Source organism: Blastococcus sp. TML/M2B (assembly GCF_016612865.1).
Lineage (GTDB): Bacteria > Actinomycetota > Actinomycetes > Mycobacteriales > Geodermatophilaceae > Blastococcus.
In genome coordinates this window covers 1,183,413-1,204,583 of sequence record NZ_JAENZZ010000001.1, presented here as the reverse complement: position 1 = coordinate 1,204,583, position 21,171 = coordinate 1,183,413, and the positions used below count along the sequence as shown (strand labels likewise).

Annotated in this window: 21 protein-coding genes, 1 tRNA gene and 2 pseudogenes; 3 read left to right on the top strand and 21 right to left on the bottom strand. The window is 70.1% G+C overall.

Annotated elements, in window-relative coordinates:
• Positions 1-10: 10 nt before the first annotated feature.
• The 14 genes and pseudogenes from JKP75_RS05890 to JKP75_RS05830 all read right to left on the bottom strand — a co-directional run bounded on the left by JKP75_RS05890 (position 11) and on the right by JKP75_RS05830 (position 12,541).
• Positions 11-763: a class E sortase gene (locus tag JKP75_RS05890; protein ID WP_113829265.1), complete on the bottom strand. Its 753-nt coding sequence runs from the start codon at positions 761-763 to the stop codon at positions 11-13.
• A gap of 396 nt (positions 764-1,159) precedes the next feature.
• Complete coding sequence (locus JKP75_RS05885; protein ID WP_242473249.1) at positions 1,160-3,349, bottom strand: hypothetical protein; 2,190 nt, start codon at positions 3,347-3,349, stop codon at positions 1,160-1,162.
• A gap of 525 nt (positions 3,350-3,874) precedes the next feature.
• Positions 3,875-4,048: pseudogene (locus tag JKP75_RS24385) on the bottom strand (LysM peptidoglycan-binding domain-containing protein); the annotation flags it as partial.
• A gap of 482 nt (positions 4,049-4,530) precedes the next feature.
• Entirely contained in the window at positions 4,531-4,905 is a 375-nt protein-coding gene (locus JKP75_RS05880; RefSeq protein WP_092195831.1) for a hypothetical protein, read from the bottom strand.
• 47 nt (positions 4,906-4,952) lie between these two features.
• Complete coding sequence (locus JKP75_RS05875; RefSeq protein ID WP_113829263.1) at positions 4,953-5,420, bottom strand: pilus assembly protein TadE; 468 nt, start codon at positions 5,418-5,420, stop codon at positions 4,953-4,955.
• On the bottom strand, positions 5,417-5,887 hold the full coding sequence (locus tag JKP75_RS05870; protein ID WP_113829262.1) for a TadE family protein: 471 nt from the start codon (positions 5,885-5,887) through the stop codon (positions 5,417-5,419). Before JKP75_RS05870 ends, JKP75_RS05875 begins: the two co-directional genes overlap by 4 nt.
• A gap of 15 nt (positions 5,888-5,902) precedes the next feature.
• Positions 5,903-6,139 (bottom strand): hypothetical protein, encoded by a 237-nt coding sequence (locus tag JKP75_RS05865; RefSeq protein ID WP_113829261.1) that lies wholly within the window; start codon positions 6,137-6,139, stop codon positions 5,903-5,905.
• Between the two features lie 27 nt (positions 6,140-6,166).
• Positions 6,167-7,033 (bottom strand): type II secretion system F family protein, encoded by an 867-nt coding sequence (locus JKP75_RS05860; RefSeq protein ID WP_207146582.1) that lies wholly within the window; start codon positions 7,031-7,033, stop codon positions 6,167-6,169.
• A 29-nt stretch (positions 7,034-7,062) separates the two neighbouring features.
• Positions 7,063-7,929, bottom strand: a complete 867-nt coding sequence (locus JKP75_RS05855; RefSeq protein WP_200492170.1) for a type II secretion system F family protein — start codon at positions 7,927-7,929, stop codon at positions 7,063-7,065.
• Positions 7,926-9,323: a CpaF family protein gene (locus JKP75_RS05850; RefSeq protein WP_242472801.1), complete on the bottom strand. Its 1,398-nt coding sequence runs from the start codon at positions 9,321-9,323 to the stop codon at positions 7,926-7,928. Before JKP75_RS05850 ends, JKP75_RS05855 begins: the two co-directional genes overlap by 4 nt.
• A gap of 128 nt (positions 9,324-9,451) precedes the next feature.
• Positions 9,452-10,027, bottom strand: coding sequence for a hypothetical protein (locus JKP75_RS05845; protein WP_242472799.1), 576 nt, complete (start codon positions 10,025-10,027; stop codon positions 9,452-9,454).
• Positions 10,028-10,239: 212 nt separating this feature from the next.
• On the bottom strand, positions 10,240-10,974 hold the full coding sequence (locus JKP75_RS05840; RefSeq protein ID WP_200492173.1) for an SAF domain-containing protein: 735 nt from the start codon (positions 10,972-10,974) through the stop codon (positions 10,240-10,242).
• Positions 10,971-11,894 (bottom strand): hypothetical protein, encoded by a 924-nt coding sequence (locus JKP75_RS05835; RefSeq protein WP_309229555.1) that lies wholly within the window; start codon positions 11,892-11,894, stop codon positions 10,971-10,973. The genes JKP75_RS05840 and JKP75_RS05835 overlap by 4 nt, the downstream gene beginning before the upstream one ends.
• Positions 11,895-11,923: 29 nt before the next feature.
• Positions 11,924-12,541 (bottom strand): hypothetical protein, encoded by a 618-nt coding sequence (locus JKP75_RS05830; protein WP_242472011.1) that lies wholly within the window; start codon positions 12,539-12,541, stop codon positions 11,924-11,926.
• A 235-nt stretch (positions 12,542-12,776) separates the two neighbouring features.
• Here JKP75_RS05830 and JKP75_RS05825 point away from each other — a divergent pair, with 235 nt between their 5' ends.
• Complete coding sequence (locus JKP75_RS05825; RefSeq protein ID WP_200492840.1) at positions 12,777-13,442, top strand: prepilin peptidase; 666 nt, start codon at positions 12,777-12,779, stop codon at positions 13,440-13,442.
• A 173-nt stretch (positions 13,443-13,615) separates the two neighbouring features.
• Here the strand turns inward: JKP75_RS05825 and JKP75_RS05820 are convergent, their stop codons facing one another.
• From JKP75_RS05820 to JKP75_RS05805, 4 genes are all read right to left on the bottom strand, one after another.
• Positions 13,616-14,863 (bottom strand): hypothetical protein, encoded by a 1,248-nt coding sequence (locus JKP75_RS05820; protein WP_200492839.1) that lies wholly within the window; start codon positions 14,861-14,863, stop codon positions 13,616-13,618.
• A 202-nt stretch (positions 14,864-15,065) separates the two neighbouring features.
• Positions 15,066-17,090 (bottom strand): DUF3732 domain-containing protein, encoded by a 2,025-nt coding sequence (locus JKP75_RS05815; RefSeq protein ID WP_200492177.1) that lies wholly within the window; start codon positions 17,088-17,090, stop codon positions 15,066-15,068.
• Between the two features lie 5 nt (positions 17,091-17,095).
• Positions 17,096-17,575, bottom strand: a complete 480-nt coding sequence (locus tag JKP75_RS05810; RefSeq protein ID WP_309229554.1) for a three component ABC system middle component — start codon at positions 17,573-17,575, stop codon at positions 17,096-17,098.
• 82 nt (positions 17,576-17,657) lie between these two features.
• A complete protein-coding gene (locus tag JKP75_RS05805; RefSeq protein WP_200492179.1) occupies positions 17,658-18,878 on the bottom strand; it encodes an ABC-three component system protein in 1,221 nt (406 codons plus the stop codon).
• 133 nt (positions 18,879-19,011) lie between these two features.
• Here JKP75_RS05805 and JKP75_RS23690 point away from each other — a divergent pair, with 133 nt between their 5' ends.
• On the top strand, positions 19,012-19,329 hold the full coding sequence (locus JKP75_RS23690) for a helix-turn-helix domain-containing protein (RefSeq protein ID WP_309229553.1): 318 nt from the start codon (positions 19,012-19,014) through the stop codon (positions 19,327-19,329).
• Between the two features lie 55 nt (positions 19,330-19,384).
• On the opposite strand, the gene JKP75_RS05795 is transcribed toward JKP75_RS23690, so the two are convergent.
• The 3 genes and pseudogenes from JKP75_RS05795 to JKP75_RS05790 all read right to left on the bottom strand — a co-directional run bounded on the left by JKP75_RS05795 (position 19,385) and on the right by JKP75_RS05790 (position 20,819).
• On the bottom strand, positions 19,385-20,026 hold the full coding sequence (locus tag JKP75_RS05795; RefSeq protein ID WP_242472798.1) for a site-specific integrase: 642 nt from the start codon (positions 20,024-20,026) through the stop codon (positions 19,385-19,387).
• 121 nt (positions 20,027-20,147) lie between these two features.
• A pseudogene (locus JKP75_RS24380) lies at positions 20,148-20,411 on the bottom strand (hypothetical protein); the annotation flags it as partial.
• 335 nt (positions 20,412-20,746) lie between these two features.
• Positions 20,747-20,819: transfer RNA gene (locus JKP75_RS05790), tRNA-Asn, on the bottom strand.
• A gap of 142 nt (positions 20,820-20,961) precedes the next feature.
• Here JKP75_RS05790 and JKP75_RS05785 point away from each other — a divergent pair.
• The gene (locus JKP75_RS05785) at positions 20,962-21,171 is read left to right on the top strand and encodes a hypothetical protein (protein ID WP_200492180.1); all 210 of its coding nucleotides are present in this window, start codon (positions 20,962-20,964) and stop codon (positions 21,169-21,171) included.

The following is a 21,171-nucleotide window of genomic DNA, read 5'->3' as shown; positions in this document are numbered from 1 at the left end:
GCGGGTCCTCTCAACTCTCGCGCAGGGCCGGCGGGCCGTCGGGCATCTCGGTCTTGGTCAGGCCGGTGCCCTCCAGCCCGGCGTGGATGATCAGCCGTTGCCGCGCGGAGTACTTCGGATGACACGTGGTCAGCGTCAGGTATGCCCCGCTCGGTGGACCTTCCGCGGCTCCATTGGGCGTCGGCGAGATCACCTGGACGTCGGACGGACGGACGATCTGTTGACCGGGAATCCCGCTCGGGTCGGTGGTGAAGTCGCCCGTCGCAGGGTCCCCGAGTACCCGATAGACGAACCAGCGGTCGGCCGTCTCGATGACGATGGGGTCGCCCGGACGCAGCCGGTCAAGATCCAGGAATGGCGACCCTTTGCCGACCCGGTGACCCGCGAGCGCCACGTTGCCCTGCTCGCCCGGCAACGCCGTCCCCTCGTAGTGGCCCGGCCCCTGTGCCAGCTGCTCCTCGGCGGTGCCCTCGAGCACGACCTGCTCGTAGTCAGCACCCAGCCTCGGGATGTGCAGAACAGCGAACGCGTCGCCCAGGATGCTGGCGCGCGGCACTGCAGGGACTTCGGCCTCCGCTGTCCACCCCTGACGTAATTCGTCCTTCAGCTGGTCCTGTCTGCGGTCAGTGAGCACGTCGGTCACGAACAGCTCGTAGACGACGAAGAGGAGCACCACGAGGCCCCCGGTCACCAGGACCTCTCCGATCGAGCGCGCAACTGTGCGCCATCGAGACTGAGCGCTAGTGGATTGCGTGCCGTGCACTCAGTGCTCCTCCGGATGCGATGTAGTCGGATCGCGTTGTGATGCTGCTGGAGCGACGAGGCGGGACGCCAGGACGTAGGAGAACGAGCCGCGTGTCCGCGGACCCGGCGGCCTTTCGACTTGCCCCTGCCGCGCACTACGACGAATAGTAGTAGGCCGGGCTGTTCAACGAGTTGGATCTCGATGCATCGGGCAGGAGCGCGTCGTCGCGACGTGGTCCCCGACGATCCTGCGAGACGCGATCCCGTCCCCGGACACCACGCCGTCGGGATCTCTGTCGCCGCCCACCACACACCCATCGCACCGCCGGCCGGTCGCCTCACACGGCGGGGCTCCGCTGCCGCTCCGCCTGCAACGCCGGCGTCACCGGAATCACGCTGCCGCCGACCGCCCTTGTCAGCTGGCTCGGTTGGTCCACCGACGGCGGAAGAGGATCTCAGCGGTTCTGGGTGGAAGATCTTCTTCGACCTCGGCGTCGTGGTTGGCCAGGATGCGAGCGACGTAGGCGTCGGCTTCGGCCCGGTTGTCTTGGGCGTCGCAGGCGGCGACCAGGTCGAGCAGCGGCACGTCCTCGTAGCTGCCGGCTTTCAGCGCCACATGAGCGGCGGCCGCGGCAAGCTCGGGCTCACCGGCGGCGAGGTGGTGCGTCGCGACGGTGTGCGCGACATCGACGATCATGGCGGCGTACTCGTGGTCCAGCCGAGAGTTCTCCTCGACCAGCCAGCTGTAGCCGCCGGGCACGCCCTGTCGCGACGTGGGCAGGTCGAACGGCTGCCCGATGACCAGGTCGAGCGCAGCTTGAAGGTCAGCGATCCCGTCCACACCTCGGGCCAGCCCGCGGACTCGCAGCCGGCGGAACAGCTCGGCATCGATGAGGACGTCGTCAATGCGGTAGCGGCCGACCCCGCCTGCGGTGACCCCGGACGGGAGGTAGTCCGCACCGGTCGCCGGGTTGGCGCCCAGCCATGCGCGCACGATCGAGATCGACTGCCGCACCTTGGTCTTGCCGACGACATCGGGCTCGTTGGGCCAGATCGCGGTGGCGTAGCGCTCGCTGGTCACGCTGCCGGGCCGGGTCGCCAGGTAGGCGACGATCTCGGTGTAGAACTGCCGCCGCGGGTTGCGCTCGGGAAGCGTGCCCTGCGCCCGCACTTCGACCGGTCCGAGCAGGGTCAACTTCGGCCGTGGACACGACGGGTCAGCCCAGTCGGCGAGGTCGGCGTCGAGGGCGGGATCGGCAGCCTCGACCTGGTGGCGGATGCCCGCGTCGGTAGCGGGGGCCAGTGCCTGCAGATCCTGCTCGGTGGTCGCGGCGCGGTCCAGATAGGTCTGCTCGGACAGCGGTAACACCGAGTTGGTCAGGCACGGCGAGGTGTCTGCCAGGCCGGACACCGGGACGTCGTCCGCTCCGGCCGCACCCGACGGCCGCAGCCGCGCGGCGCGGGACGGGTCGACTCGGAGGCCGCCGCAGGCGTCGGCGTGCTCGTCCCAAGGCTTGTCCCCGTGGGCCGGTGGCATCGGCCGGTCGCCGGTGACGGCGGCCAGCGCAAGCAACTCCGCCAACTGCGCGGCCTCATCGGCCGGGACCTGCTGCGGGATCAGCTCCAGTCCGAGCGCGGGGACGCTGAGCACGCCGGCCTCGTCGACAGTCAGCTGCCAGCGGGCGGCGTCCCCGAGATCCGGGTCGTCGATGAGCACCAACGCCACCGCGCCGCGGCCGCGCTGCTGCTGGATCGCAGCCATCAGTCGTTCCAGCCCGGCGTCGTCCTTGGCCACGTCCGGGGCGATGAGCAGCACGTGGGGCGCCCACGCGTCGCCGCCCACATCACGCAACCGGCCCGACAGCACGTCGACGTCGGCGATATGCATGGCCTCGGTGACCGACTCGAGCTGGCTGTCGATCACCGCGATCGCCTTCTCGACGTCGTCGGTGTAGGTCAGCCGGTCGGGATTGATCTGAGCCAACTCCTGGCCGAAGCCGACCAGGGTCACCTGCAGCATTTCCGACCACGTGTTGTGCGCCAGCTCGGCAGCGAGGAACCGGGCCAGGTTGAGGCAGCGTTCGACGTCCCCGGACAGGGACAGGGTCGCGACCCGTTCCAGGTCGACCAGCCAGTGCTCGCCCTCGGCCGTGTAGCCCACCGACGCGAGCATGGGGAACGGTGCAAAGAAGTAAGCCCGCTGCTGCTCGTCGTAGGTCAGCGGGTCGTCGCGCCGGATCGACCAGCGCGTGCCGGCCGGCTCCACCGTCCACGGCTCCGGGGCCTCCAAGGCTGGCTCGGTGAGTACCAAGGTCAGGACGTCGTCGGTCATGCAGACCGCCACCACGTCGGGCAGGCGAGCGCCGTCGAACCTCGCCAATGCCTGCACCAGGGCTCGCAGCGCCTGGTCCAGCCAGGTGACGTCGGCACTACCGACGCTGCCGGCCTCCAGCAGGGCTCGTTCGACGTGCACCAGCTCTGGTGGTGTGCTGCCGATCGTGCGGCCGGGACGTCGCTGCCGGAACTGCCTGCGGCGGTAGCGCAGCAACGCGGTCAGCGAGGCCCCGGCCAGCAGCAGCCCACCGCCGGCGGCGAAGGCAATCATCGGCAGCTCCGAGGTGCTACCCGTCGAGGTCTCGTCAGGCCTCGCCGGCGACGGCCCGACGCTGTTCGGTTCAGCCGTGGGAGGCGAGGTCGGGGCGTTGGTGGCCGGACCGGGCGCGGCCGGAGGTGGCGCGTTGGTGCCCGGCGTGGTCGGGTCTGCTGGAGGGGCGGTGTTCGGGCCTGGCGCTGATGGCGGTGCCGGGTCGGTCGTGGGCGGTGCCGGCTCGGCTGCCGGAGGCGCGACCGGTGCGCCGGGTGCGGGCGTCGCGGGACTGGCCGGGTCCGGGATGCTCAGCGTCCAGCCCGGTCGGATCAGCGACGGGTCGGTGAAGGTGGCGCCTCCGGGTTGCCTGCGTCCCCGGTTGAGCTCCCAGGCTTGGCGCCAGTTGTGCCCGCTGCCGGTGATCTCCTCCGTGAGGTCCCACAGGGTGTCACCGGGTTCCACCGTGACGTCCTCGACGGTTCTCGTGGTGTCCGGGGCTGGGCCCGTCGGCGGCAGGCCGACCGCGTCGGGCGGCAGGACCAGCACCGTGCCCGGGAAGATCTCGTTGTCCGGACCGACCGCGGTCGGGTTGAGTCTGGCGATCTCCGGATACCGCAGCGGGTCCCCGAGATGCCGCTCGGCCAGCGCCCACAGGGTGTCCCGGCGCTGCACCTGGTAGGTCGTGGTAGCGACCGGAGGCGCGTGCTCGTCCGGCATCGAGTACGCGACCGGTGTCTGCGCTATGAGCGGTGCGCTGGCGTACTGCGCCGACGCCGGGACGGCGGTGGATGTGGCCGCGACCGGCAGCGGCGGCGCCGTTGCGGTGGATGCGGGGCCGCCGGCGGCCAGTGGAGCGACGGTGAAGCCAACCACGACGGCGGCGACCAGGGCGGCGGCCGGCCGCTGGAAAATTCCCAGCCCGGGGAGGACCGGAACCGGCCGTGCACGGGCGAACGCCACGACCTCCGCCACTGTCGAGGCGGTGAACAGGGCCCAGCACACCCAGACGCCGGCTGCGAGGACGAGTCCGGCCAGCTGTCCGTTGTCGCGGGACGCCAGGACGGCCCCGACCTCATCCAGCGACGGCAGGTTGTTCGGAACCAGGTGCAGCAGCGCCATCAGCACCGGTACGCCGACGACGACGGCGAGCAGCGCCAGGAGGGCACCCACGGCCTTGAGCAGGCGGGCGGCGTGGCCGGTCACGACAGGCCCTCACCGGAGGTGACCCCGACGAGCAGCTGGGCGGTGTGCACGCGGGTCTGGCTGACCGGGATGCCGAGCAGGGGTGTTGAGTCGGTGACCGTCACGCTGACCTCGACGATGCCAGGGCCGGTGACGGTCACCGTGCCGGTTGCGCCGGCTTGGTCGAGGTAGGACCGGGCAGCGGTCGCCGCCAACTGCGCGTCGGTGCTTCCGCCGGTCGGAACCGGGCCGATGGCGATGCTCGCCGCGCGGGCTGCCTCAGCCGAGTAGGTGTCAGCGCGGTTGGCGGCCTGGATCGCGGTTCCGGCGTCGACGAGTGCGGTGACCAGGACGCCGACGATGAGCACGATGAAGCAGAACAGCACGGCCACGGACCCGCGGTCGTCCCGGAGTTGAGCGCTGGCTTGCGCGCGGGGTGTCACGACGGGTCCCTGGCAGGATCGAGCGGGCTGGTGGCGCTGTCGTGCAGCGTCCGAGAGCCAGGCAGGCCGGCAACTCCACCGATGTCGGACAGGTCGACGGTGCACGTCACGGCGACGGTGACCGATGCCGAGGCGCCCGGCGGCGCGGTGAACCCGGAGGTGTCGACGCTGACCTGGACGTCGATGCAGTGCAGGCCCTGGCTGGTCAGTGCGGTGGTGGCGGTGTCGGCGGCGATCTGCTGGGCCGCGGCGGCCGATCGGGCCAGCGAGGCGTCCCGCGCCGCGATCCCGGCGACGCCGCTGATGCGGTCGCCGGCCAGCGCGATCCGGGCGCCGATCACCAGCATGGCCACCAGGAGGAGTCCGACCGGCAGCAGGATTGCCAGCTCCACCGACTCCGAGCCTCGGTCGTCCCGCCACCGCCGTCGGCGGCCGTTCGTGGCCGGCTGCAGGTCGTAGCTCATGGCGAATCCGGGGTGGTGAAGCGTTCCTTGCCGCGCACCACGGTGACATCGACGGTCGGGGCGAAGCCGGGCAGCGGGATCACGTTGGGCACGCTGGCGGTGACGTGCACCGAGACCGTGGTCGCGGTGTCGGACTCGGTCACCGAGTAGCCGGTGATGGCGCCGGTCTCGAGTCCGGCCAGGTACGTGTCCGCCGCTGCCTGCCCCGCTCCCCCGGTCGCCCCGTGGACGCTGGCGGCGCGGGCTCCGACGTGCGCCGCGGCGTCGGCCGCTTCCCGGGCGAAGTACCACAGCGCGAGCTGCGGGCCGGCGAGCAGCAGCGCGACGATGATGGGGAACAGGATCGCGAACTCGACGCTGGATGAGCCCCGCTCGCTTCCGCGGCCGCGGTCTCGGCGGGATCCTGGGCGCGCGACCGGACCGCGCGGCGAAGATGCCGCACGGTTCGGGGTACGCCCCTCAAGCATCGAAGGCTGCCGGTTCTACTGAAACAGCGACGTCTTGCTGGCCACGAAGGCGATGGCCGCGGCACTGACCGCGCCGCCCAGCGCGATGGCCAGGATGACCATGAACGCCTTCTCCGAGGAATCCGAGCCCCGGTCGTCAGCGACCTTTTCGGCGCGCAGCCAGGCCAGAACCGACAGGAACACAACAGACAGGGCGATGACGCACTGCGCCACGACGGCCTGCGCACCGCGGCGGATGGTGGGCTGGAACATCGGAAGCCTCCGAGGTAGGCGGTGCGGTCAGGACGAGATGCCGAACATGCGGAGCATGAAGGGGACCAGCACGAACAGGGTCAGTCCGGTGACCAGCAGCGCCAGCGGACGCGACATCCGCTCGCTGACCTGGTTGGCCTCGGTACGGGCGTCGGACAGCTCGGCGTGCCGAAGCGTGCGGGCGCTGGCCAGCAGGGTGTTGTAGACCGAGGCGCCGTCGGCGGCCACTGCTGCGATGTCGGCAAGGTTCCGCAGCTCGGCGACCTGTAGCTCCTCGCCGAGGTCTCGCAGCTCCCCCCACGGTTTGCGGCCGGACAGCGCTGCGCGGCGGATGGCGCGGCGCATGCGGACGAACGGCATGCTGCCCGAGATCTCGGCGGCCTCCTCCAGTGCCTGCTCCACCGAGCCCCGCGCCCGACGTTCACCGGCCACCAAGGTGAGGAAGGACTCAAGGTTGCTCCTGAACTCCACCCGTGCCTTCTCCGCCGCCTCACGGGCCTCGGCCGAGGGCAGGAACCACCCGACGACGGCGATCCCCAGCCCGACCGCGGCGGGCAGCACGAAGGGCACCGGAAAGTCGAGCAGCACGAACACGAGGCCGATCAGCGACGGAGCGAGCAAGCCGGCGAGCGCCAAGGTCAGCTTGCGGGCCGCGAGCTGAGCGCGGGTCCAGCCGATGATCGCCAAGTCGGCGTCCGAGACGCCCAGATGCCCGTCCAACGCCCGCGCCACCGACACCGGCAGCCAGTCCCACCGGTCTCGGGTGGACGTCGTCACCGCCGGCGCCGTTCGCACGGTCGGCTCGGCCGCCAACTGCTCCAGTGCGGCCACCAGTGACGGCGGCGCCGGACGCAGTGCACGGACCGCGAGGACGAGGCCGCCCGCGATGAGCATCCCGGCGAGGGTCGCCGTCTGCAGCCCGGTCACCGGTGCACCGGAGCCGGGTCCGGGTCGAAGAGCACCCGCGGGGGCTTGACCGGGTCGGACAGCCGGCGCATCCACCGCAGCGACGTCGCGAAGATCGCCACCACTGCCAGCAGGGCGATCTGCCCGAACGTCGTCGAGTAGCCCGACAGGAAGGTCCGGGCGAACAGCGTCATCCCGACCACCAGCAGCAGGGTCACCACGACGATGGTGCGCATGTTCGACCGCGGCTTGGCGCGTTCGGCCTCCACCTCACGGACCATGCGGGAGCGGTCGTCGAGGTCGGCGGCCAGCGCGGTGAGCACTTCGGCGAGCCCCGGCCCGCCGTTGCGCTCCCGCAGGATGAGCACCATGGCGATCTTCTCGGCGGCCGGGTCGTCGATCTCGCGGGCGAACTGGCGCAGCGCCGTCTCGGTGCCCTGCGGCCCCATCCTGGTCACCAGGTTGGTGACTGCCGGTGCGATCGGCTCCGGCACCGAGTTCAGGGAGCGACGCAGCGCATCGCGCGTCGACCCGGCGGCGCCAGAGCTGATGAGGTCGGCCAGCCGCCGCGTCCAATCCGCCAGCGCCTCGGACGTGGCGATCAGCCGCTTGGCTTCCTTGCCGCCGCCGAGCACCTTCGGAATGAACACGACACCGCCGGCAGCGCCCAGCGCCGCGGCCGGCCAGCCAGTGACCAGCAGGACGAGCACGCCGGCGGCCAGCGCACCGAGGAACAGCGGAGTGGCCCCCCGCCGCGAGGACGAGCGCACCGACGGCGAGCGCTCCGGCAGGAAGGAGACGCCGCGCACCGCCCCGACGACGCCGACCAGGCCGGCCGCGAGCAGCAACCCCGCCAGGGTCAGGAGCAGGCCACCGGCCGTCACGACGCACGCTCGCGGCGGTGAGGACCGGTGTGCCAATCCGAGGCGCCCGGGTGCAGCCAGTTCAGATCGAAGCCGACCGCGGTCAGCCGCTCGGCCAGCGACTCGCTGAGCATCCCCGGCCCCGTGGCCTGGGCGCGCCCGTCCTCGGCGCGCGGCGCGAAGATCGGCTTGAGGTCCGGCCGACCGGAGTCGCCGATCGGGCCAAGTTCGTAGATGCCCGAGACGTACCGGGCGTAGTCACTGTCGCGATGCACGTGCACGACCAGGTTGAGGGCGGCCAGCGAGCGCAGCACCAGCTCCGGGGACGGGGCCGGATGCGCCTTCAGCGCGTTGATCAGCACCTTGTCGAACACGCCGTCGGCCGTCGGTGAGTGGATCGTGCACATGACCGACGAGATGCCGCTGGTCGCCGCCTCCAGCAGATAGGTGACGTAGGCACCGCGGACCTCCCCGACGAGCACCCAGGTCGGGGACGCGCGCAGCGCCAGGTGCAGCGCATCCCCCATGTCGAACCCGCCTCTGCCTTCGGCGTTGGGTAGCCGGGACTCGAACGGTCGGCACACCGCGTGCCGCCTGACCAGCTGCCGGCGCTCGGGATCCCACCGAGGCAGGTGCAGACCCAGCTCCCGCTCGTCCTCCACGGTGATGACCACGTTGTTCCACGGGATAGCGTTGCCCAGCGCGCGCAGCAGCGTTGTCTTGCCGACCCCCGGCGCTCCGCTGACCAGCGGAGATGCGCCGGCGAGGATCGCCGCATGCAGGAAGCCTCGCACCGGTGAGTCGACCATGTTCATCTCGTGCAGGTCGTCGAGGCTCGGATCACTGAACCGGTGCACCCGGATCACCCCGGCCGGGCGCGGCAGCACGTCCATAGCCGCCTGCAGCCGCGCGCCGAGCTCGGTCACGCCCTTCAGCCGCACGTTCAGGACGGGGCTGGCTGAGGAGAACTCGCGGCTGGTCTGACCGTCGTCCGACCGTGAACCGATCGACCGCAGCAGCTGCTCGAGTTCCTCGTCACTGGAGGCGATCGCCGGCCCGGGCACGAGTTGGCCGCTGGCCATCCGCAGCATCGTCGGCTCGCAGCCCTCGAAGTGGATGTCCTCCACGTCGTCCCGGGCCATCAGCGGAGCCAGTCGCCCCAGGCCGTCCAGCTCGGCCAGCACGGCCGCGAAGATCCTGTCCTCGGTGGTCACCGCCGGCGCCGGGCGACCGCGGTTGGCCTCGTGCAGCAGCCACTGGTCGTACTCGTCGCGGATCAACTTCCGGGTCAGCTCGCGCCGCGGGCCCGGGGCGTAGTTCCTGTCCTCCACGGTCAACCGGGTCGACACCCGGTCACGCAGCTCCACCACGACGCGGTACTCGGTGCTAGTGAGCTCCCTGGTGTCGGCTGGCATGGCATCGACAGGTACGCCCATCGCAGCCAGCGGCTCTGGCGGCGGCAGCGGCGGACGCTCCCGCCCGGGCCGCGGGAGGCCGTGGGCGGCCGGAACTTCCAGCCGAGGCGACGCTGCGTCCTCGTTCCTCATCCGGCCACCGCCTCAGCGACACGAGACGCCTCCGTCGAACTGGTCAGCGTCTTGGCCAGGGACGACGCCGCGCGCAGCAGCGCCGACCGTTGCAGCGTCTTCGGACTGACGACCGCGCCGTCGGAGAGCGCCTGCGCTGCGGTCCGGTCGTAGGGCAACGTGCCCGCCAGCGGCAGGTCTAACGCCTTGGCCACTTCGCCGGCGGAGTACGGCCCGACCCCGACCACGAGTGCGGTCACCTTCGACAGGTCGCCCAGTTCGTGGCGCAGTCGTTGCTTCGCATCCTGCGCCGCATGCACCGACCGCACGCTGGGCCGCACCGCCAGCAGCACCCGGTCGGCGGCCCGCAGCACTGGCCAACAGCCGCGCTCGGTCACCAGTCGTCCGGCGTCGACCAAGGCGTCCCGCCCGATCGACACACTCGACGTGTACAGGGCCGACGCCAGCCGCTCCCACGCCTCGGCGGTGAACGAAGCGCCCTGCGCGGCGGTCGTCACTCCCGGAACCAGCCACACCTGCGGCTGCTCGGGAAGCTGCACGGCATGCTGGGCGACCATCGTGGCGGCCTGCATCGCCGGGACACCCCGCCGGGCCGCCGTCGACCATGACAGCAGTCCGCGGTCGACGCCGACCCGGGCCCGCCAGCAGCCCCGGCGCCATGTCCCCGCCGGCCGGGTCACAGTCGGCGACCAGCAATGGCCCGGGCCACCCCAGGGCCAACGCCCAGGTCGAGGTGGTCACCCCGGGCGCGGCCTTCCCCGAGGTCACGACGGTCAGCATCAGCTCACCGCCCCGCCGGCAGCAGGATCAACGCCACGTTGCCGGTCGAGGCGAGCTCGGCCACCCGCACGCCGTCGTCGGCGCTGACTCGCACGTCGATCACCGTCACCTGCGTGGCCTGGTTGAGCGGTCCGACCTCGGCGACCGTCGCGTCGATCTGCTGACCGCGGGGACCGTCTGAGTCGGCAGACGGCGTGCCGCTGCCCCCGGTCGAGCCGGCGCTGCCAGGCGTCGCCACGATCAGCACCTGCTGGCCTGGGTTCAGGCCACCGACCGGAAACTGCCCTTCCTTCAATGGCAGGGCGACCAGCATCTCCCCCGCCGTGAATCCGCTGTCCGGGCCGACCTGGGCGCCGGTCAGCAGCTCTCCGCGGGTCAGCGGCACCTGGGCGACCATCCCGACGATCTGGGACCGCTGCGAGGCAGGAATCGGTGACAGGTTGGGATCCGACGTCACGTTCGCGACCGTCAGGTCCTCCGCGGTGATCGTCGAGCCCACTTGCACATCTCGGGCGACCGCCAGCACCTCCGTGCGCGCGGTGAGCATCTGGCCGGCGCTGAAGGCCAGCAGGCCCCCGAGCAGCACGACCAGCACGCTCAGGACCAGCGACTTGCGGCTGGCGCGTCTCCTCGCCGCCGCGGTACGCACCGGAGGAGCCGGCGGCAGCGCCGCCTCTGGCGCCGGAGCCTGATAGCGCCCGGCCGCCGGCGACGCCATCCCGTTGACCCGCGTAGTCACCTGATCACCACCGACTGCACCTCCGCCACCGCGAACGTCTCGTTCGAGGTCGTCGTCAGATTCGGCAGCGTGCCGGTTGCACCCGTCGACGACGTCCAGGTGACCGACCACTGGATGCCGTACGTCGCCGTCACCCGCTCACCGGGCTGGTGGATCGATGACTGCGGGTACCGGTAGTCACAACCAGCCGACGACGCGGCCCACACCCCGTCACCCGGCTGCCAGGCCACACCAGGACCCGGGCACGACACCGGGGCAGCCCCATCGCCCGGCGTGAACGACAGCGCCGTCGGTGTCACCGTCACCTGCGCCCACACGCCTCCGGCGTCGGCACGCGCAGTCAGTGCTCGGAACGATCCCGGGTCGGTCCAGAACCAGGTGTAGGCGTTGACGACCGTGAACGGCCGCCCGTCCTGCAGAGTGCCGGCTGGGTACCGGCCCGTCGTCGGTGATGGCACCGTCATTGTGCTGAGCGCCTGTTGCGCGAGCTGCGCTGGATCGATCGCGGCCGGAACCCCCGGCGGGTTCGCCGACCAGAAGCTGAAGCCGTTGGTACCAGGGAAAGCTCCACCGCCGGTGTAGGAAAGGCAGCTGTAGATGGCGCCGTCCGTACGACCGCCCCAGATCGGCGAGTCCTTGGGAGGCTGTTGGGCCATCGCCTCCACGTAGCACTGCATGCCCTGCACCCACCACGCCTGGCCCTCCTGGCACGGAATGACGGTGCCGGAGGGGTTGACAGTGCAGGCCGCCGCAGGCGTGCCGCCATCCCTGTCGGGAGTCGTCGCGGCCGGTGGGGCCGCCGTCCCAGGGGCATCCTCGGCCGTCTCGACTCCGACTACACAGATGCCGTGCGAGTCGTACTGCTGGCAGGTCGCCGGATCAGCGACAGCAGTTGGCGAAAGGACCAGCGAGGCGCACACGCACAGCAGCGCTCCCGCCAGGGCGAGGACTACCCGTCGCATGACTCCGCCTGCCTGTTCGGCGCCTCGCTGACCCGCCACGACGACGTGTCCGGATAGTCCGGGTTCACCACGGTGAGTTGCTGGACGAGGTACCGCGGACGACCTGACGGCACGATGGACGCGCCGGAATCATCGACCGCGTCCACCTCTCCCACGTCGACGCAGGCGGTGACAACGACGGTCGGGAAGACAGGTGAAGGCGAAGCGGCGGGATTGTTGGAGAGGTCGACGCTGACGGCAGACGCGCTCACCAGCTGCGACCGTCCGGTCTGGCGGTATCCCTGGGAGCGGAACTTGCCGATCGCCGTGGCCTGGGCCGTGGCTTCCGGAGCCACCGCGACCTGGTGTATGCCGTCGAGCGGGAGCGACGGGTCGAGGTACAGGTCGTCGATTGTCCCCAGGTAGTCCGGAACGAGCGCGACCGCCAGTGTCTCTGCTTCCTCGGCGGGGCTCGGAGTGGTCGGCGAGGGGCTCGACGTCTGGGAGCTCGACGTCCCGGATGTCGACAGACTCGACGAGCCGGCGTCTGACGACGACGAACAACCCAAGGTCGTCAGCGCCAGGAGCACCGCGGCCGCTCCGGCCGTCGTGCGCATCACCGCCATGCCTGATCACCCCCGATCGCGTCACCGTCCGTCGACCGAGGTTGCCCTCCCGGGTCGAGCGGACGTGTGACCGCCGTCTCGTTCCCACCCTTTCGGGTGACAGGTTGTCGCTGAGTCCGTCACTCGTCCTCCCCGTCTGGGTGTACCGCGCGGTCCTGACACGCTCCCGCACCGGAAGCTGAGATGGCGCAGCTGTCCACAGGGTCGGCGCGGCGAGGATCAGGACGAGATCCCTGTGGAGGTCGAGGGTGGCCGCCAGCGGATGAACGACATGTGGATAGTCGCCTTGGTGGCAGGCGCGGTGGTCGGCGCCGCAGCGACGCCCTGGCTTACTACGCACGGGCTCGCGCAGCTGGCGCAAATTGACGCTGCCCGGCCGAGCCTGGCGCTGGCCAGCGCCGTCGCCGGCGGCGGAGCGGGAGCCGCCGCGATCGTGACGTCCCACCGTGCGGACACGTGGTGGCTGGTGCCTGCCCTGCTGGTCTGGGGATCCGCCTTGGTGGCCGCGGCGTCCTGCGATGCGGTCACCCAACGCATACCGACGGCGCTCGTCCGGCAGGCCGCCGTCGGCACCGGCGTGCTGCTGACCGTCGGCTTCGCCGTGCACGGTGACTGGCGCGGTCTGCTCACCAGCGGTCTCGCAGCTGCGTTGGCGGGGGTCGTCCTGCTGTTGTGCTGGCGGTTCGCGGGAGCAGGGTTCGGCGACGTCCGTTTGGCTGTGCTCGGTGGCCTGGGCCTCGGACACACCACGCATCGCGGCTTGTTGTTGGCCCTCGCCGCCTTCTCCTTGATCACCGTGACGCAGGCCGTGATCACGTTGATGCGTGGCGGAGGCCGCCAGAGCACCTTTCCTTACGGCCCTGCCCTCGCGGTGGGCTTCCTGCTCGCGGCCACCCTCTGACTGTCTCGCACCCGCCCTCTGACTGTGACGTCCATCTGGAACCGTTGGCGGTGGGTCCCCCCGATCAACATCTATGGCACAGCAGCAGGACGCCGGTCCCAACGGGGCGCGTCATCGCCGATTCCTGCACCGCGCAAGGCGCGTAGGACGAGCTCGGCCACGCTGCTCCGGTGTCAGCCGCGGGGGTCTTCGGTTCCTGTGGCCGTGCTCTCTCGTCGACGGCGTCCGCGTCCCGCGTACGACTGAGGACGCCGCGCCTTGATCGTCACGGCGTTGTCGAGGTGGGCTTCGGCTCGGTCGGCTCTGCTGCGCTGCACGCGGGCTTCGTCGCGCGCAGTGTTGAGCTCACCCCGCAATCCGGCGAGCTCCTCGCGCAGTCGTCGGTTCTCCTCTTCGTGACGGGCACGCAGGTCGTTCACTCGCTGATGGCCATGGGTCTTCTCGCGCTCGGCATCGTGTACGGCGGCGTCCCGCTGGGCGGACATCGCCGCCAGCTTCCCGCGCAGGTCGCTGACCTCGTCACGGAGATCTGCGACTTGCTGGTCAGCTTGCGCCAGGCCCCGACGTACCGACTCGACAGCATCCTCGGCACGGGCAGCGCGCGCCGACTCGGCGTCGGCCCGCTCGACAGCGTTGCGGGATCGCTCTTCCGCCTCGGACTGGGCGACCATCGCGCCTTCCGCTCGTCGGATCGCGGCGTCGCGGTCGCCATGTGACTCGACGAGCCGAGCCTCGACGGCGGTCAGCTTCTCGGCCGAATCGGCCGACTTCGCGGCGGACTGCTTTCGCTCTGCATTCATGGCCGCGAGGGCGTCGGCCAACTCGGCGTTCAGCCTCTCTCGCTCGGTCTCGGCCTCCCTTAGCTGCTGGCGAGCCTCTCCGAGCCCGGTACGGAGCTGCTCGCTCAGGACAGATGCCTCCTCAGCAGCGGAGTCGGCCTCCGCGCGCTCGGCCTCGGCGCGCTGTTGCGCTTGCTCGGCCCGGCTGGCGCGAGCCGCGGCGGTCGCGACCTGCTCGGCCGCCTCGCTGGTCACAGTTTCGATCTGCAGCTCGGCGGCCTCCGGATCGGCCACCGTCCGCAGCTCCTCGAGCAACCCCTTCAGCTGCTGATTCAAGTGCTCGATCATGCCGGCGACCTGGCCGTGCAACTCACTTGCGCGCTGTCGCGCGGCATCGATCGGCCGCTGCTCGGTCCCGGCCGCGTGCACGGCCTGCTCCGTGCGCAGCCGGCGACGGGCGTGCCAGGCGGCGGTCCGGTTGTGCGCGCTGTCGTCGCAGTACTCCGGCGGGCGGCCGGCCCCCGCCCGCGAGGCCGCCGCTGGCCGCTGACAGCCGGGGAACCGACAGGTACGCCGTTCGGTTTCAGTTGCGTCGCTCATAACGCAAAGCTGCACCGACGTAATGACGACGGAACGCTTCACCGGCCGTCCTGTGGACAGTGACTCTGCTTCCACAGCGGTCCATGAGCTCCGCTGCGCCTCCTGCTCACCTCGGCGTGCACCTCTCCGCTGTTGCGGTGAGACCACCCGGTGTGGCTGCCGACGCTAACGCTCGCCGCGACCTGGTCCCCGTATCTCGGCCCAGATGGCTTCCTCGATGACTGTGTGTGCCGCCACAGGCCGCTCACCTAGCGGCGTCGTGATCCCCCATCCAGTCACTCGGAATGAGCTTTACGCCGCCTCGCCATCTGTGTCGGACCGCGGCCTGGAACCAGCTTTCTGGCAGATCAGCGTGGTCGCAGACGATCACTTGCAATCGCGGGGCGAGTTCAGCCACGACGTCGCGCATCAACTCGAACATCGCTCTGACAGCGAGCCTGTCGGCGTCATCTTCCGGGAGCCCGCTCTCGTTGTCAGCGTCCGATGGGTAGTGCGCCTGGGTTGGCTGATCGAGCATCAGGAACCGCGGAACCGGACGGTCCTGCAGGGTCAGGAACCGGTGGAGGGCCAAGTGTGCGGCCAGGTGGTAGCCGATCCAGTTGGCGGCGCTGCCGATGCGGAACAGCGGTGTCGGGCCGTTGGGCGTGTCAGTGACGACCGTCAACCGCGCCAGATCCAGGCGGACGCTCTCGCTGCTGTGCTCCAGGTTGAGACGCGTCGCATAGGCGCTCATGTCGCGCCCGATCGCGAACAGCCGGGAGGTGAGCTGCTCTCGGTCGTTGTCGGCGTCCAGGTCTGCTTCGAGAGCCGCAACTGTGTCTTCAAGTTGTCGCGCGCGTTGGCGCAGTACAGCGAGCTGGACGTCATCGACGACGGCGACCCGGCTCAGGAAGGCGTCGATGCGCCCGCGGGTGAAGTCGCGCTGACCAGCGTCCGCTTGCCCACCGATGTCTGCGGCGCGTTCAAGCGCCGATACCGCCGACTGACGCGCCCGAAGTTCGCCGCGGAGGCGGTCAGCCTCCCCGTCTAGTTCCGCGAGTGCCCTGCGCCGCGTTGGACGGGCACCGGTCAGGGCACCGACCTGCTCACGGAGCGCCTCTAGCCCGGTGCGCAGTGCCGCTGCGGTGGGGTCCGATTCGATGAGCTCGTGACCGCAAGCCGGACAAAGCCCTTCGTCGAGGGCTGCTCCACCGCCACCACGGGCGTCGCCATCGTCGGCAGCCCGATTGGCTGCACTCGCGGGCAGCAGATTGACGGCCGACAGTCGATCCACGTGCTGCTGCACTGCGACGGTGAAATCGCCTGCCGCTTGCGACTCGGCCAGCAGCAGGGCGCGGTCGTCGAGAACTCGACGAAGCCGTGCACGCAAGGAGTCACGTTCGGCCATGAGGGTGAGTCGCTCGTCCTGCGCTCTCGCGTCCTGCAAGGGCCGAGAGCTTGGCTGCGCACTACGGGCAGCCTGCAGCAACCGAACGGTCGTGCCTCGCCGATCGGTGCCAACGGTGCTCGCCGCAGCACCTGCCACAGTGTCCGAGACCAGGCCGGCGGCACGCGCCTCCGCCAACAGCCCCTCAAGTTCCACATCGAGGGTGGACGCTGCGGTCTCAGCGCGCTCGAGTTCGTTGTTCAGCCGGGTCAGGGTGCGCCTGGCATCCCGAAGCTGTGCCCTCTTCAAGGCGTCGTCGCGGTCTACGGCCCCGAGGAAGTACGGGATCGTGTCACGCAGCGCCTGGTCGATTCCCTGCTCTCCTTGCCGATGGAACAGAGCGGTGGAGCTCGCGACCTCGTTCTGTCCCTGCAAGCAGAGCAGCGCAGCATGGCCCAAGTTCGCTTCGAGAGGCTGCTGAAGCGATCCGGGACGGGGCTCAGTGACGTTCTCCTCGATGCCAATGCGGCGCCCCAGCTGTTCCCGTAGGGAACGGGCGTCGATGTTGACCCGCAGCTGTTCCAGCGGCGGCGGAGTCAGGTCGACACCGAACTCCAGCATCGCCTGACTCGAGCTGGCTTTTCCCTTCGCGGGTCGGGGCCTGGCCACGAACGCGCGCCCCTCCTCGAGCTGCCAAAGTGCCGAGTACCAAAGGACGGCGTCGGAGATGGGCCCCACAGGAACGAGAACCTGCGATCGGCCCAGGCAGTACTCGACGATCGTGAGGAGCGCGCTCTTCCCGGTCTGCGACTCGCCGGTGACGATGTTGAGGGCACCCGGCATGAAGTCGACGGTCCGGGTTCGGCCGTCGGCGTTGTAGAGCGTGATCGCCAGAAGCTGCACGGCGGCTAGAGTGCCACGCCCAGTAGGACGAACGCGGTGGCCGGCTGGTCGACCTGGGTGAGCCACTTGCCGACGAAGCCGGCCTTCCTGATGAGCTCGCCGGTTTCGGTGCCCCGTGCCGGTCGCGTGTTCACCGTGCCCGAGACGCCGCCCAAGTCGTTGACGACGAGGACGGAGTTGGCCAGTCCGAACCGAACTCCTTCGCGGACCAGGTCGGCGAGCCCCTGGGCTCTGCGGGCGAACCCCGCGTGGATGACCGGGTGGGACGAGAGCCAGCTGGCGAGGTGGGTCCTGGTGCTGCCCGGAAGCACTGCACGGGTTCCTGAATGGAGCACCATGGGCGCCACCAGGTACGCGAGCGGCCATGGCATTGGTCCACCATCGGCCCTCTCGTACTCGCTAGCGGCCGCCGCAGTCACGAGAGCCATCAGTGCAGGGTTCAACATCGCCGCCTGCGCCGGTGACCGCTCCCGCCAAGTCGTCACAGAAAGTCATCTCCTCGTGGCATCTCTGTCGGGAGGTTAATCACGCTGGTCACAAAGACCAGCAGGCCCATCGGAGCTCTGCTCACGCAGTAGCGACCAGCGCCTGTAGCCGGCTGACGAAGTCGGGATGCCAGCCGATCCCTCCCTGCTCACGGTTCGCCAGCTCATGTCGCTTGCCTCGAGCAAAGAACGGATCGGTGTAGTGCTCCCGGACGGTCACCGCGGTCGAGCCGAGAAGCCGCCGCAGCAGGAGCTTGCCGGCTTTGATCTTCGTGACCTCCTCCACGGTGTTCGAGTCGTACTCGTCGACGCCGCCAGCGAGCTCGTCTAGCATGTCGGTGAACGCCCGGGCCCATTCATCACGCAGGGTTTCCTCGAACCGGCGCAGCTCGTGGAGCTCCAGCAGACTTTCACCGAGCCACTGAGTCTCCTGCGTGACGGCGCGGTGGTAGTCGATGACAGCGCGGCGCAGGTTATCCAGCGGATAGGACACCAGCTTCATCTGGCTGACGAATAACGCGTCGTCGTACTGCAGGACGTCCTCCTCGGCGACGTCCTCGAGCTGGATCGTCGTCCGGAGACTGTCCGGACCAAAGCCGTTGCGGAGGTCCTGGAGGAACGCCTGGAGCTGTCCAACCTCAAGGGCTGGTCGCCGGCCGGCCAGCATGTCGACGGCCACCCCGTCCCACCAGCGGCGGACCTCGGCCACGAACCGACTCTGGGCCAGCTCCCCCTGGGGAAGCCCCAGTGCCAACGCTCCCCGCACCGCAGCGTCGATGTCCTGCGGCTGCACGGCTCCGTCTAAGACCCGCACCTTCACCAGGAGAGTCGTCCTAGCCGCTGACGAGAGGCCGCGAAACTTCTCCCGTGCTGCCTCGGTTGCCCGCGCGGTCGACTCCTCTGCGGCCCCCAGGAGCAGCCGGGCCGCAGCGGGCTCGTCGCGGGTCGCAGGGGCAGGGCGTAGCAGGTATGCGGCGGTGCCAGGTTGTGCAGTGGATGTGGTGACAAGGGCGAGATCGGCGCCGTTTGGGTCGGTAGCGTCCGATCGCGCCATCCAGTTCCCCAGCGTCTTCCAGACGTCCGTATCCCTGTCACCAAGCCCGGCATTCGCCTTTCGGTGCAGCTTCGCCTGAAGCAACTCCGTGGGGTTTCCGGACGCGTCCTCCCACGCGATGTCGTCGTGCATTTCTAGCGTGAGTGCCTGATCCGGCCGGTGAGGCGCCTGACGCAGCAATTCCAGGAGCGCCCATGAGGTCTGGTACAGGTAGCCCGAGGCCGATGCCGCCGCACTGTGCTGGCCCACTGGCATAGCGCAGGCCCCCTTCCACCCCGGCCACGTCATCACAGCTGCCGTTCGAACCCTAGGGCTCCTCGTTGCGGTGACTCAGTTGAAGTGACCCTCTCGTCAGGCGGACACCTCAGTTCGTATCACGTGCATGGTTTCGTTCGCCTCCACCGATACGCGGCGCAGACGAGCTGTCCATACCTCGCCCTACCTTGCGATGCAGGGCCTCCCCGCGGGCGGCGTCAAGAGACCAGAGAGGTTCGTCATGGACAACGCCGATGACCTGCTGACCACGGCCGAGGTTGCCCTGATCATGCGCTCGCCCGTCTCCACGTTGAGGTACTGGCGGCACCGTGGCACGGGGCCGCACAGCTTCCGTGTGGGACGACGCGTCGTCTACCGGCGCGCCGACGTGACCGCGTGGCTGCATGAGCAGGCGGAAGCAGGGCGCGCCGATCGAGCGGGGTGAGCGGCGGCAGTGAACGCCGCCCCGCCGTCGTGCCAGGACTTCACGGCGATCCAGCTCAGCGGTTCAGCACCCGCGCTGCCTCGGCGCTGACGACCTGCCTGCCGAAGTAGACGTCGAGGGTCATCGACGGGTTGGCGTGGCCCAACTGGTCGGCCACCTGCCGCGGGCTGAGGCCGGCCTCGTCGAGGCGCGTGGCGACGGTCTTGCGGAAGGTGTGCGAGGTGACCCACGACCAGGGCCCCTCCTCGCAGCGGATGCGTCGCCCACCTGCCCCGGCCCTGAAGGACCCGTCCTTGTCGAGCTGATAGCCCGTTCCCCCGCAGGTCTCACACTCGAACGAGTCGAGCAACTGGCGGAGGCCTCCTGAGACGTTCGACGGATCCCGCAGGGCGCCGTTCAGCGGCGGAGGGAATACGACCTCAGCGTCCGTCTGCCGGAGAGAACTCGCCCGCCGGTCCTCCAGCATCCGGACGGCGAATTCGGGCAGCGCGATGATCCGCCAGCCGGCCGTGGTCTTCGGACGCGGCTGGACCGTCAGCCCAGCGCCTGGAATGCGGACCACGGTGGCGTTCACCTCCCAGGTCCCGGCCTCGAGATCCAGGATCGGCTTCCCGTCGCCGTTGGTGCCGTACCGCAGGGCCAGCCCTTCGCCGATCCGGCAGCCGGTGGCGAGCATCCAGTCGACGATGTCGGGCAAGTCGATCTGGACCGCGCGGTCGCTGGTCCGGAACAGCTCGACGAGTCGTCCGGTCTCTGCCGCAGCTCAGGGCACGCGGCGCTCGCTTGCCGGTACTGATCTTGGCAGTGGCGTCGCGGACCGGGTTGACCGCGGCGGCGCCGTCCCGGATCGCCATCGTGAACATCCCGGAAAGGCACGCCCGCGCGGTCTTGGCCGCCCCCGGTCCGCTGCTCTTGGCGATGGCGGCCAGCGCCCGGCTGATCACGCCGGGGGTCACCTCGCGGATGCAGAGTTGACCGAGGGCCGGCTTGACCTGCTTGCTGACCACCGAGCGGTAGGTGCGCTGCGTGCCGGTCGACCAGCCGTGGTCGGCCTCGATCCAGGCATCGGCCAACGTGGCCATTCGTGTCGCGGCAGTGAGGGCGCCGACGCCGCCGGGCGCCTGGCGGCTGGTGCACTCGGCTTTTAGCGCCCGTTCGGCGGCGGCGCGCGAAGGCCCCACCTTGGACACCAATCGGACCCTGCCGTCGTAGTCGCGAAACTTGACCCGGGCCTTGACCCGGCCGTTGGGCAGCGTGGCGAACAGGACCTTGCCGCTGGTGCCCAGCGGCAGCGGGGGACGGCCCACCAGGCACCTCCGGCGCTAAGTAAAGAGTGCCTTAAGAGTGCCTGACCCGTGTGACAGAGACAATAGAAAAGCCCCTGACCGGCGTCTCCGCTGGTCAGGGGCTTGGCTTGCTCCCCCGACTGGACTTGAACCAGTAACCCTGCGATTAACAGTCGCATGCTCTGCCAATTGAGCTACGGGGGACGAGCGGGCGCGAGCACCCGCTGGCCCGACGAGACTACCGCAACGGTTGCGGCGTCCCTCAGCCCCCTCGGCCGTGTCCGGAGCGACGGTGCTCACAGGTAGCGTCATCCACTGTTCTGCCCCCGTTGCCCTGGAGGACCCCGTGGCGAAGCTGTCGTTCCTGGCCGGATTCGGTGCCGGCTACGTGCTCGGCGCGCGCGCCGGGCGCGAGCGCTACGAGCAGATCCGGCGCGGCTGGGACCGCGCGAAGGACGACCCGCGCCTGCAGAGCCTCGCCGGCATGGCCCAGGCCCGCGCCGACGACGCCTTCTCCTCGATCCGCAGCCGCATGGGCAGCGACGCGCCCCGCTGA